The 11347-nt window shown below is 68.1% G+C and carries 13 protein-coding genes; 7 read left to right on the top strand and 6 right to left on the bottom strand.

The genetic code is table 11. The annotated features are described in order from the left end of the window. The first annotated feature begins 161 nt into the window (after positions 1-161). The 3 genes from ACQP2E_RS02220 to ACQP2E_RS02210 are packed head-to-tail and all read left to right on the top strand — an operon-like array spanning position 162 to position 2581. The gene (locus tag ACQP2E_RS02220; RefSeq protein ID WP_433828225.1) at positions 162-770 is read left to right on the top strand and encodes a GNAT family N-acetyltransferase; all 609 of its coding nucleotides are present in this window, start codon (positions 162-164) and stop codon (positions 768-770) included. 32 nt (positions 771-802) lie between these two features. After that, positions 803-1900, top strand: a complete 1098-nt coding sequence (locus tag ACQP2E_RS02215; protein WP_433828224.1) for a DNA glycosylase AlkZ-like family protein — start codon at positions 803-805, stop codon at positions 1898-1900. A gap of 45 nt (positions 1901-1945) precedes the next feature. Continuing rightward, on the top strand, positions 1946-2581 hold the full coding sequence (locus ACQP2E_RS02210; RefSeq protein ID WP_433828223.1) for a hypothetical protein: 636 nt from the start codon (positions 1946-1948) through the stop codon (positions 2579-2581). Here the strand turns inward: ACQP2E_RS02210 and ACQP2E_RS02205 are convergent. Next, positions 2571-2969: a TOBE domain-containing protein gene (locus tag ACQP2E_RS02205; protein WP_433828222.1), complete on the bottom strand. Its 399-nt coding sequence runs from the start codon at positions 2967-2969 to the stop codon at positions 2571-2573. The two genes, ACQP2E_RS02210 and ACQP2E_RS02205, sit on opposite strands and share 11 nt — an antisense overlap. 122 nt (positions 2970-3091) lie before the next feature. On the opposite strand from ACQP2E_RS02205, the gene ACQP2E_RS02200 reads away from it, so the two are divergent. From ACQP2E_RS02200 to ACQP2E_RS02190, 3 genes are read left to right on the top strand one after another with little or no spacing between them, the layout of a single operon-like run. Continuing rightward, positions 3092-3538 (top strand): PadR family transcriptional regulator, encoded by a 447-nt coding sequence (locus ACQP2E_RS02200; RefSeq protein WP_433828221.1) that lies wholly within the window; start codon positions 3092-3094, stop codon positions 3536-3538. Positions 3539-3577: 39 nt separating this feature from the next. Beyond that, entirely contained in the window at positions 3578-3865 is a 288-nt protein-coding gene (locus ACQP2E_RS02195; RefSeq protein WP_433828220.1) for a DUF2218 domain-containing protein, read from the top strand. Positions 3866-3901: 36 nt separating this feature from the next. Next, positions 3902-5545 carry a rhamnogalacturonan lyase B N-terminal domain-containing protein gene (locus ACQP2E_RS02190; protein ID WP_433828219.1) on the top strand — a complete coding sequence of 548 codons (1644 nt, stop codon included), beginning with the start codon at positions 3902-3904 and terminating at the stop codon, positions 5543-5545. Between the two features lie 118 nt (positions 5546-5663). Here the strand turns inward: ACQP2E_RS02190 and ACQP2E_RS02185 are convergent, their stop codons facing one another. Genes ACQP2E_RS02185 through ACQP2E_RS02170 form a run of 4 tightly spaced genes read right to left on the bottom strand, consistent with a single transcriptional unit; the run spans position 5664 to position 8844 of the window. Next, positions 5664-6089, bottom strand: coding sequence for a hypothetical protein (locus ACQP2E_RS02185; protein ID WP_433828218.1), 426 nt, complete (start codon positions 6087-6089; stop codon positions 5664-5666). A gap of 48 nt (positions 6090-6137) precedes the next feature. Next, positions 6138-7247, bottom strand: a complete 1110-nt coding sequence (locus tag ACQP2E_RS02180) for a Gfo/Idh/MocA family protein (RefSeq protein WP_433828217.1) — start codon at positions 7245-7247, stop codon at positions 6138-6140. Between the two features lies 1 nt (position 7248). Then, on the bottom strand, positions 7249-7893 hold the full coding sequence (locus ACQP2E_RS02175; protein WP_433828216.1) for a LuxR C-terminal-related transcriptional regulator: 645 nt from the start codon (positions 7891-7893) through the stop codon (positions 7249-7251). Positions 7894-7944: 51 nt separating this feature from the next. Then, positions 7945-8844, bottom strand: coding sequence for an NAD-dependent epimerase/dehydratase family protein (locus tag ACQP2E_RS02170; RefSeq protein ID WP_433828215.1), 900 nt, complete (start codon positions 8842-8844; stop codon positions 7945-7947). Positions 8845-8968: 124 nt separating this feature from the next. Between ACQP2E_RS02170 and ACQP2E_RS02165 the strand changes: the two genes are divergently transcribed. Next, positions 8969-9352, top strand: coding sequence for a DUF3604 domain-containing protein (locus ACQP2E_RS02165; protein WP_433828214.1), 384 nt, complete (start codon positions 8969-8971; stop codon positions 9350-9352). On the opposite strand, the gene ACQP2E_RS02160 is transcribed toward ACQP2E_RS02165, so the two are convergent. After that, positions 9280-11280, bottom strand: coding sequence for a glycosyl hydrolase family 28-related protein (locus ACQP2E_RS02160; protein ID WP_433828213.1), 2001 nt, complete (start codon positions 11278-11280; stop codon positions 9280-9282). The genes ACQP2E_RS02165 and ACQP2E_RS02160 overlap by 73 nt on opposite strands. Positions 11281-11347: the final 67 nt, after the last annotated feature.

Below are 11347 nucleotides of genomic sequence, written 5' to 3'. Positions count from 1 at the left end.
GCGGTGTTGTAGCGGGCCCAGTGACTCATCCGGCAATCATCGGAAGATCCGGCAAAAGGACACATAGCCTTCCGGACGCTGGTCAATAGTGGTATCGACAAGCCGACTGGATATCGATCCCGACTAGCACCAACCGGGTCTTTGTGGGCAGGATTCGGAGGGTGACCGCCGATCCTCTGCCCTACCCGCTGAGGTTGACGGGAACCGGCATCATCCTGCGCGAGTGGCGTCCGGACGATTTGGACGATCTGGTCGCGTTGCTGGACGAGCCGGAGATCGCGCGCTGGACGCCGATGCCGTCACCCTTCGACGCCGAAGCCGGCCTCGCCTACCTCAAGCGTGCCTTTCAGGGGCGCGCCAACGGCAGCCGGATCCAGCTCGCGATCACCGCCGACGGCATGCGCCCGGTCGGCGAGGTGCTGCTCTTCGCGGTCAACCCCGAGCTCCGCGAGGCGGAGCTCGGATACCTCATCGGTCACCCTTATCGGCGCCGCGGCCTCGCGTCGGGGGCACTCTCCGTGCTTTCCGGGTACGCGTGCCAGAAGCTTCGTCTTCGACGCCTGCTGCTCCGAATCGATCCGGCGAACGTGGCGAGCACGTCGGTGGCCCGCCGATGTGGTTACTGGCTGACCGGGGAACCACTGATCCACCAGGAGGGACCGTACGGCCCGACCAGGCTGGAGACCTGGGAGTACGTCGACGGCCGGTCCGGCACCCGCCAGGATCGCCTGAGAAATGTCGCAGCCCGGCGGTACGGTCGGCGGACCTGAAGAGCTAGCGACCTAGATCTAGAAGGAACCGCATGATCAGCGTGGATCGTGTCCAGGTGATGGCCTACCGGATCGCCGCACAGGGACTGACCGAGCGGGCCGCCGCGCGCCCGGCCGACCTGCCGGTGCTCGACCTCGGCATCCAGCAGTACTCGCCGGACTCCGCACAGATCGCGCTCACCGCCCGCAGCAGCGCCGACCCGGCCGACGACCGGCTGCTCGTGGTCTGGTCCGCCCGGGGCGCACCCCACCTGCACCGGCGCGCCGATCTGGCGGCCCTGGTCCGGCAGCTCTGGCCGCTCACCGACGCGGACGCCGCAACCCGCATCAAGAGCGCACAGATCCCCGACGCGCACACCCTCGGGATTCGCGCGTTCACCGTGACTGCCGAGGCATTACGCGAGGCGGTGACCGCTCCGATTCCCCGGGGTGCGGCGAGCACCGAGGTGAGCAGGCGGGTCCCGGTTGAGCTGACGTTCGACTGTCGCCCCTGTCAGGCCCGGCACGTCTCCGGCAACGTGTGGCAGCAGGCCGGACTGGCCGGCGGCGTCGAGATCCTCTCCCGGGGCAGGGACGCCCAGCTCGGCCCGATCGACGGCGCCCCACCGCTGCCGGAGGCGAACGAGGGTGTGGATCAACTCATCGAGGCTTACCTGCGGTTCCTGGGCCCGGCCGGTCCCGCCGAGGTGGCGAAATACCTGGGCAGCTCGACGACCGAGATCCGCAAGGTCTGGCCGTCGTCCGGCCTCGTCGAGGTCAGCGTCGACGGCCGCAAGGCGTGGCTGTCCGAGTCAGAAATGCCGGCGCTCGAGTCGGCCGCCCCGGTCGCCGGGGTCCGCTGGCTTCCCGGCATGGACCCGCTGCTCCAGGCCCGCGACCGTGACCTGCTGCTGCCGGAGCGCGCGGCGCAGAAAGAGGTGTGGCGCCCGCTCGGCAACCCAGGGGTTCTGCTGGTGGACGGCGAGATCGCCGGGGTGTGGCGGGCCCGGATGGCCGGGCGGAAAAAGGTCGACCTGACGGTGAGTCCGTTCGGCAAGCTGACAGCGGCACAGCGGAAACAAGCCGAGGCGGAGGCGCCGGAAGTGGCCCGGGCGCGCGGTGTCTCCGAGGCGGTGGTCACCTTCGAGTGAGGACCGACGCGGAGAGACAGGATTAGCCGGTGCCAGACTGGGTGGATGCCCACGATCGGTTTTCTGCACACGGCGGACGTTCACGTCGAGACGTTCCAGCGGCTCGTGACGGAACTGGCACCGGGCTGGACCGTCCGGCACGTGGTGGACGAGTCGCTGCTGGCGGACGCCCGGGTCGACGGGGTCACCCCGGAGATCGCCGGGCGAGTGCGTGGACGGCTGGCCGAGCTGGCTGAAGCCGACGTGATCGTCTGCACCTGCTCGACCATCGGCGCGACGGCAGAGGAGGCGAACGCCCTGCGTGTCGACCGGCCGATGACTGACGCCGCGGTCGCCATGGGCAAGCGCATCGCGGTCGTCGCCACTGTCGAGTCCACTCTGGAACCGACGATGGCGCTGCTGCGGGAAAGCGCCGCGAACGCCGGCGCCCAGGTCACGCTTCTGCCGTCACGGTGTCTGTCCGCCTGGCAGCACTTCGAGTCGGGCGACCACCCGAGTTATCACGCGGCTGTCGCCGACCACGTCCGCACGATCATGATCGACGCAGACGTCGATGTCGTGGTGCTGGCGCAGGCCAGCATGACCCCGGCCGCCGACCTGCTGACCGGCGCGCCTGTGCTGACCAGTCCCCGCACGGCCGTCAGCGCCGCGATTCAAAAGGTCAAGAGCGTCACCGCTTGACGGCACGCTCCACCACGACAGTCGTCGACTTGATGACCGCGACGGCAACCGACCCGACCCGCAGATCGAGTTCGTCGACTGCTTCCCGGCTCATCAGCGACACGACCCGGAACGGCCCGGCCTGGATGTCGACCTGAGCCATGACGGTGTCCTTGACCACTGCGGTGACGATCCCGCGGAGGCGGTTGCGGGCCGAGGACTCCTCCGAGCGCACGTCCGGGTCGGCGGCCTGCGAGCGGACGAAAGCCGCCAGGTCGACGCCGTCGATTACTCGGTGTCCCTGCTGGTCACGGCTGGCAGAGAGCCGACCCGCGTCGACCCATCGGCGGACCGTGTCGGGGCTGACGCCGAGCAGTTCGGCCGCCTCACCGATCTGAAATGTCGTCACGTCGATCACCCTAGCGGACGTCACACTAGCGATATATCGTTACCGTCATGAGAGGTCACGGAAGGCCAGGCGGTCACGGAAGGCCAGGCGGGCATGGAAGGCCGAGGGGCCCCGGCGGCCGGATGCCCCGGGGCGACGTGCGCACCGCGGTCCTCATCCTGCTGGGCGAGACCGACCACCCCATGCACGGTTACCAGTTGATGCACGCGATCGGCGAGCGCACCGGTGGGCGCTGGCAGCCCAGTCCCGGCGCGATCTACCCGACGATCAGCCAGCTGGAGGACGAGGGCCTGGTCACGGTCACCGCAAGTGCCGGCCGCAAGCTCGTCACCCTGACCGACTCGGGCCGCGCGCATCTCGCAGCGAGCCAGAACGAGGACCCGTTCGCCGCATTCCCCGGCGGTTTCAGCGGGATCGACCTGCGCCCGCTGCTGGAGCAGGTGCACGACGCGGCACGCCAGGTCGCCCGTACGGGGACGGACTCGCAGGCCGAGGCCGCCGCTCGCATCCTGGCCGACACCCGAAAAGCGCTTTACCTGCTGCTGGCAGACGGACCAGAAGAAATCTGAAGCCCACCGCTGGCAAACACACCCGAGGAGAACTGAAGAATGAGCACCGCAACCGCCAGTGTCGCCACCACCGCTGCCCCGCGTTACGCGAAGCAGCTCGCCTCGCACCTGGGCCGCCGCAGCGAGATCCGCGAGATCGGCGAGGACATCGCCATCGTGCTCACCGTGGGCGAGTGCCGGCTGCACAGCACCGCGACGGCGCTGGAGATGACCGCCACCGCCGCCACCGAGGACGACCTGCAGACCGTCACCAAGGTCGTCGGCTCGCACCTGGAGCGTTTCGGTCAGCGCAACGAGCTGACAGTGAATTGGAATTTCGAAAAGTAGAGCAACCTTTTCCGCCGGGACAGCCACTGACAGGGCATGTCCCCCAACATCATCTCGCACCGGCGACCGGCGGACCGGCCGACGAACACCCGGACCAAGCGAAAGGTCCTGGCCGGCGGCCTCACCACCGCAGTGGTGCTGGCCGGCGCCGGTCTGCTGGGCTTCGGCCAGCCGTGGGCGAGCGCCGCGGCGAACGTCAGCTTCGACACCGGCACCGGGCTGTCGTTCATCGTGAACGGCACGAACGGCAACATGACCTCGCTGAAGCACAACGGCACCGAGCTGACCGCCTCCGGTTACGCGGCCGGCCAGTTCGAGTCCGGCTGGTCCTCGGCCACCGTGACCAGCCAGACGTTCAACAGCGGCAGCTCGATCCTGGTCAGCGCGGCAAACACGTCGATCGGCGTGACGCAGTACTACTTCGCCCGCAAGAACGACAACACGATCTACATGGCGACAAGCATCACGAAGGCGCTGAACCCGGGTGAGGCCCGGTTCATCACCCGGCTGAAGCCGTCGCTGCTGACCACCTCACCGACCGCGGCGAAGACCGGTGGCGCGACGACCACGGTCGAGGGCTCGGACGTCTTCGCGTTCGCGAACGGCCAAACCGCCTCGAAGTTCTTCAGCTCGCAGCGCCTGATCGCGCAGCAGCCGTTCGGCGCGAGCGGCAACGGTCACGGGGCGTACATCATCCCGGCGTACACGGACATGACCTCGGGTGGACCGTTCTTCCGGGACATCGAGGTGAACGACACCGGCAGCGCCGTGAACATCACCCACTACATGTTCAGCGGCCACCAGCAGACCGAGGCGCTGCGCCTGGGCCTGCACGGGCCGTACGCTCTCGCGCTCACCGACGGCGCCGCCCCGGCCGCCCGCAGCATGGACTTCCTCGCGTCCTTCATCCCCGGGATGCTGTCCAACGCACAGCGCGGCGGCGTCAGCGGCACCGCGAGCGGCTCCTGGAACGGTCTGAAGGCGACGGTCGGCCTGGCCGGCACGAACGGTCAGTACTGGGGTCAGGTCAAGGCCGGCAAGTTCGTGATCGGCCACGTCAAGCCGGGCACGTACACGGCCACCCTCTACGCCGGTGAGCTCGAGACCGCCAAGAAGACGATCACTGTCACCGCGGGCGCGACGTCCGCTCTCGCGATCAGCGGCAGCGTCCCGGCAGCGGGCACGCTCTTCCAGATCGGCACGTTCGACGGCACCCCGGCGGGCTTCACCAATGCCGACAAGATCGAAACGATGCACCCGTCGGACACCCGGATGGCGGCGTGGAAGAACACCGCGACCACGACGACCTTCCCGATGGCCGAGTTCAAGTCGGTGAACTCGCCGATCGCGCTCAGCTTCAACCTCTCCTCGGTGCCGGCCAACGGCGCGAAGCTGCGGATCGCGACCACGTCCAACTTCGCCGGTGGACGTCCCGCCGTCTCGATTGGCGGCTGGACCTCACCGTCCTCGGCCTCGCCGACCCCGACGAACCTGAACTCACGCAGCGTCACCCGCGGCACCTGGCGCGGCATCAACACGACCTACACGTTCACGGTCCCGGCCAGCGCCCTCAAGGCCGGCAGCAACACGCTGTCGATCTCGGTGCTGAGCGGCAGCAGCGGCGAGACCTTCCTCAGCCCCAACTTCATCTTCGACGGCCTGGCCCTCGACCCCGCTTAATTCAAAATCAAGATCAAAACCCAGCGAGGGTACGGGCGAAAACCCGTACCCTCGCTGGTTTTGTTATTTGGTGAAGGTGAAGTACTGCCAGGCGCCGTACGTCGTGTAGTTCGCGCGGTCACCGGAGGCCCGGGTCGAACACGGCGATCGGGTACCGCTCGATCTCCTCAAGAGTCGCCGCGTTCCACGAGACGATCAGCTTCGGATCGGGAAGGATCGCCCAGAGCGTGCCAGTGTCGGCGGAGAGCTTGAGGTCCCCGGCGTTGGCCCCGTCCGGGAGCGCCACCTCGGCGGCGACAGTGCCGTCGTAACCCACGGCCAGGATGCGGTGCGCCACGTCGTCGGCGACGAACAGGCGCTGGCGGACACTGTCGACGATCACGTGGTCGGCGTGGTAACCGGACACCGGATGCCGTTGCTCGTTGGTCAGCGGCGTCGGCGTGACCGCGGCGGACGCGGACCCGGTGGACAGGTCGACGAAGAACATCGAGGCCGCGGCGAGCACACTCGCAGCCAGCACTGATCGTTTGACGCGCTTGGACAATTGACTCTCCCCATTGCCTGTTGAAGTGCGCCGGGTCTAGTCAGGAGATCAACTTTTCAGAAGGACGAGACGGTTACGGCCTGTCGACGCGGAGATCTCGATCGCTTCGAGGACCTCGGCTGCCCTGATCGCGTCGGTCAGGGTCGGGCCGTGTGGTGTGCCGTCCACTATCGAGCGCAGGAAAAGCGAGGCCTCGATCACCTTGAGGTCGTCGTAGCTCATCGCGATCGCGGCGCCCGGCTGGAACGCGCCGAAGTCGCCGTCGCCCGGGCCGGTGAAGATCGTTTCGTCGCGGACGCGTAGCTCGCCCATTCGGCGGAAGTCCCAGCTCAGCGAGCCGGTTCGGCCGTACACCGTGAAGCCGTAGGCGTTCGGCGAGTCCACGGCGACCCGGCTGGCCTCGCACGACACCCGGGCTTGCGATGCCATCCGGAACTGGGCGCCGAACCAGTCCTCGTTCTCCACGGCGCCCAGTTCACCCGTACCCCGCTCGTGGCCTGAAGTGACGCCCAGAGGGCGGCGCCGCTCGGGAATGAGGATCGCGGTGTCCGCGCGCACTTCGGTGATCTCGCCGAGCAGATGCCGGATCAGGTCGACGGCGTGCGAGCCGAGGTCGCCGAGCACGCCGTTGCCGCCGCGTTCGCGCTCGAAACGCCAGGTCAGAGCGTCGTCCGGAGAGGCCGCGTAATCACTGCAGAAGCTGAATCGGGCGTGCGTGACCTCGCCGATCGCACCCGCGGTGAGCAGCGCGTGCGCCTTGACGACGGCGGGTGCGTGGCGATAGTTGAAGCCGACGGTCATCTGGCCGGGGCCGGTGATGGCACGGGCGTCGTCCGCGGCGAGACCGACCGGTTTCTCGATCCAGAGGTGCTTGCCGGCGGCGGCGAAGGCGACGCCCATCTCGCGGTGCAGGAAGTTCGGCGCGGTGACGCTCACCGCATGGACGCGCGGGTCGTCGACGAGCGTGCGCCAGTCCAGCGTGGACTCACCGAAGCCGAACTGGGCCGCGGCTGCCTCGGCACGACCCGGAACACCGTCGGCCACCGAGATCATGACCGGCTGCGGAAGATCCGGGTAGTGGTGGCGAACCCGCAGGTAGGACCGAGTGTGCACGCGGCCCATCCAGCCCATTCCGACCACCGCGACACCGAGGTTCATCTCAGATCAGGCCGGCGCTGCCGGCCAGCGCCGCCGCCTCGGTTCTGCTCGCGACCTTCAACTTACGCAGGAGCGAGGCGGTCAGGCGCTTCACCGTACGCTCGGAGACGTGCAGCAGGCCGGCGATGTCGCTGGTCGACGAGCCTCCGGCGATCATCTGCAGCAACCGGCGGTCATCGTCGTCGAGATGGGTCGCGACCGGGTGCGGCTGCCGGGGGCGAGCCTGTTCCAGCAACGCGGTGAGCAGCGCCGGCGGCACGACGGCCCACCCCTCCAGCGCGGCGAGCAGCGGTTGCCGCAGCTCGGAGATGTCCACGCTCCGGCGCAACAGCCCGGCCGCGCCGGCGTGCAGCGCCTCGACAGCCATCGCGTGGTCGGTGTCGTCGGCGACGGCCACGATCCGGGCCTGCGGGGCTGACTCCTGCACCAGGGCCACCGGATGCCGGCTGCCTGGTGGAGGCAGCATGGGGTCGATCAGCACCAGGTCGGGGACGGCGGCGCGCATCACGCTCGCCACCTTCCCCACCTCACTGGTCGTCGCCACCACTGTCGCCCGACCCCCGCTGATCTCGGAAATCAACCCCTCCAGGGCGCGAACGAAGGCGGCGCGGCCATCCACCACGACAACCCTTATCCCGTTCTGCATGCAGGCGGGATGCCCCAACCCGGCAAAAGCATTCCTGCGAATAATCCGACGTCAGCGCGGGTGTGCCGCCACGAACTCGGCGATGTAGTCGTCGAGGCGTCGCTCGGCCTGCCAGCCCAGCTCAGCGGCCTTCGCGGTGTCCGCCTGACCCCGGGTCCGCTCCCCGCGCAGCGCCGGGACCAGCACGAACTCGGTGCCGAAGAGCTTGGCGACCTCGGCGAGCGGTCGCTCGTTGCCGGCGCCGAGCAGGTAGCCGTCACCGGTACCGCCACGGGCCACCAGCACCAGGCCGCGGACGATGTCGTCGATATGGGTGAAATCGCGGGTCTGGGTGCCCGGGGAGACCACAGTGAGTGGCTCGCCGGCGAGGTACTGCCGCTCGAAGATGCCGATGACCGTGGCGTACTTGCCCGTGGTGATCTGTCCCGGGCCGTACACGTTGTAGAAGTACGTGATCGCGTAGTCCAGGCCGAACCAGTTCGAGTAGTTCTTGATGTACTCGATGTTCTTGGCCTTGGTCCAGGCGTACGGGTTGAGGTTCTCGTCCTCGCCGTCGTTGCCGAACTTCGAGCTGGAGCCCGCGTAGATCAGCTTGGCGCCGTGGCCGGCCGTGAACTTCACGACCTCCTTCGTGCCGAGCAGGTTGAAGTCCCAGGTCAGGTCGTGGTCCTCGAACGACTGCACGATCCGCGAGTACTCACCGAGGTGGAAGACGATCTCCGGCGCGGGCAGCCCCCGGCCGGCCCAGATCTTCGCGATGTCGACGGTCGAGCCGTCGATGTACGTCACCCGCGGATCGTTGACGTGGTTCTCCGGCGAGCCGGTGAAGTAGTTGTCCAGGGAGATGATCACCGCATCCGAGTACTCGGTCAGCAGTGACTTGATCAGGGCGCCGCCGACAAATCCGGCGCCACCGGTGACCAGCAGGGTTCGGCTCAACGTGTTTCCCATCTCCCGGTGCTCGAAGCGCCGACCAGGCTACCAAGGCCACCGTCCGTTTCCGGATTCCCAGCCGTTCATCCGCCATACATTTACGAACCTCACTGTGAGGTCATGACGGATCACGGCCTCCGGCGTGACCGACGAGCACGGAACCGAGTGGGGCTGTCCGGAGGGCGAGGGCCGCACCGGGATCTGGGCCGCCGAGAACACCCGCAACGCGGTGCTCGCGGCGATGCGAGCCCGGCGCTTCTTCGCCACCCGGGTGAGCGGCCTGCGCCTTGACGCGACGGCCGCCGGGGTACGGATGCGCGGCACCCTGCCACTGACCAGCGGAGACGTTCGTTTCGCCGTCGATCTCGACCGTGGGCCGGACTGGCTCGGCAAGCCGCTGAAGATCCAGGTGCGGCGCCCGGACCGTCGCCGGTCCGGGCGCCGAAATACCCACTACCAGGCGGACGGTGCTGGTGGCGGGACTACCGTGGGGCGGTCGTTGCAGGTGATGACGTTCGGGACGTAGGGACCGAGCCAGCCGCCGTCGTTGCCGCCGAGGTCGGTGAGGCTGAACTCGGAGCCGCCCGGCGGGAAGCCGAACCGGCCGCAGTTGTTCACCCCGGCCGCGCCGACGTTGCGGGCGTCGACGTTCTCGAAGGAGGCCGAACCGCCGGCTCGGGCGCTCAGCACGCCGGTTCCCGTACCGTCGACCTTGAGGTCTTTGAACGTGATGTTGTTGATCGAGTAGAGGTCCTTCACCGGCCAGTCGGCGACCAGCATGATCGCGTTGTAGGTGTTGTCGAGGTAGTTGTCCCCGGTCACCTGCACGTCCGCGTCGATGCTGCGTTCCAGCGCGAACATCCAGATCGCGCCGAGACCGATGTTCCAGTTCAATTCGTACGTTCCGGCGCGCACCGTGGTGTTGCCGGTGAAGCGCAGGTGCCCGGTGAACGGCTCGGCGCCGAATCGGGTGCCCGCGTGCAGGGCGCTGCCTTCCCGGATCGGGTCGGCGATCAGGTTGTTCGACACCGTGGTGTCATGGCCGCCGTAGATCGCGATGCCGTTCGCCAGGGTCGGCGTCTGTACCGTGTTCCGGTCGAAGACGTTGCCCGAATTCGTGGTCTTCTCCGCCCACATGGCGAGCGCGTCGTCGCCGGTGTTGCGGACGAAGTTGTTGCGGACCAGCGAGCCGGTGACCCCGGTATGGAAGTTCAGGCCGTCGGCGACCTGATCGACGATCACGTTGTTGGTGACCTTCACGTTCGACATCGGGCCGTCGAACCAGAGGCCGACCTTGGTGTGCTGGATGTGCAGGCCGTCGATCGTCGAGTCGCTCATCGCGCCGCCGACGCCGTTGACCTGGTCGGTGTCGATCCGCTCCCGGACGTCGCCCTGGATCGCGAAGCCGGAGAGGTGCACGTTGCGGCTGCCACCCTCGGCGGCGTCCCGGCCGTAGAAGCCGACGCCGGTGTGCACCGAGCCGTCCGGAGCGGGCTGGTCCAGGGTGACCTGGCGGCCCTTGATGATCGTGTACCAGTTGCCGGCCCCGGTGATCGTCACGTCGTCGACGACGATGTGCCGGTTCACCTGGAAGACACCCGGGGGCAGGTAAACCTTGCGGTGAGCCTTCTTCGCGTACGCGATCGCCTTCTCGATGGCCGGTGCCGCGTCCCGCCGGCCGGTCGGGTCGGCGCCGAAGAGCAGCACGTTCACCCCGGTCAGGTCGACTTTCGGCAGGCCCACGAGTTCGGAGTCGAGCAGGTCGATGGTGGTGGGCACGCTGCGGCCGGTCAGCCGGATCTTGTCACCGGCCTGATGGGTACGCCCGAGCAGGAGGCGCTGCTCGTCGTAGAAGTGCGCCGGCCGGAACGGCTTGGTGATCACCGGCGTGGGAGTGGTGGCGGCCGGGACACAACCGCACTCGGTGATCCACCAGTCCGGGTGGAGCAGGTCGGCCTGCGGGTCGTTGGTGAACGAGTACTGGTTGTATAGCCAGGAGTACTGCGAGGTCAGCTGCATGGTCCGGGTGCCGTGCTTGGTGCTCACGGTCAGCGGGGCGGTGACCCCGCCGCCGGTCGGCGCGTCCGGAATGCTGTATCGCACGGTGATCGCGTTGGCGGCCCGCGGGAGGGTGAACTCCACCCACTCCCCCGGATCGAGGGTCACGGCGGAGCGGCCGGAGGCCTCCGCGGGCAATGTGTACGCGGTCCGGCCTGGCCCGATGACCGTCCCGTTGGTGGTCGCGTGCTCCGCCTCCTGCTCCAGGAAGGCGACGCTCGCACCACGGCCGGCGGTCAGGGCCGGGTCGATGGCAGCGCGGGTGATCTTGGTGAACGGAACAGCAGCGGCGGCTGGGCCAGTGACAACACCGGTCCCGGTGACACCCAGAACCGCGCCGAGAAGCAGGGCGGACCAGCGCGGTGGAACGCCGGCCCGCCTCATGTCCACAGACATCGAGGGCTCTTTTCGTGGAAGGTGAGCCCGACGATAGATGTCCGGTGATCTAACTCACAAGGTCTCG

The organism is Actinoplanes sp. CA-015351 (assembly GCF_050955685.1).
Taxonomy (GTDB): Bacteria; Actinomycetota; Actinomycetes; order Mycobacteriales; family Micromonosporaceae; genus Actinoplanes.
Note: the sequence above shows the minus strand (reverse complement) of the source record. Positions and strands in the feature narration are given on the sequence as shown.